The sequence below is a fragment of the Paenibacillus xylanexedens genome (assembly GCF_007680605.1).
GTDB classification, from domain to species: domain Bacteria; phylum Bacillota; class Bacilli; order Paenibacillales; family Paenibacillaceae; genus Paenibacillus; species Paenibacillus xylanexedens_B.
Genome location: NZ_VEIO01000091.1, coordinates 1 through 256 on the forward strand (window position 1 = coordinate 1; position 256 = coordinate 256).

Here is a 256-nt window from a genome sequence, read left to right on the forward strand (position 1 = left end):
CTTGTTCGGTTCGGAGCACATCCTGCCAAATCTCCGCTAGCTTCGCTTCGGTCTCGCTTCGCGGCGCAACGTATTCGCTGGTTGTCTGTAGCAATCCTTGCGGCTCCGGCAGCGCCTTCCGGTCTACCTTCCCATTGGCCGTCAGTGGAATTTGCTCTACTTCCACCAGATACGACGGCACCATATACTCAGGCAAACTCCGTTTCAAATACGTGCGCAACTCGGATGCATTAAATACGCCACGGCTCACCACGTA

The 256-nt window shown here is 55.1% G+C and carries 1 protein-coding gene; it reads right to left on the minus strand.

Annotated features, from left to right (window positions below):
* On the minus strand, window positions 1-256 hold a 256-nt coding region (locus tag FS818_RS28515; RefSeq protein WP_145336782.1), incomplete at both ends, for an AMP-binding enzyme.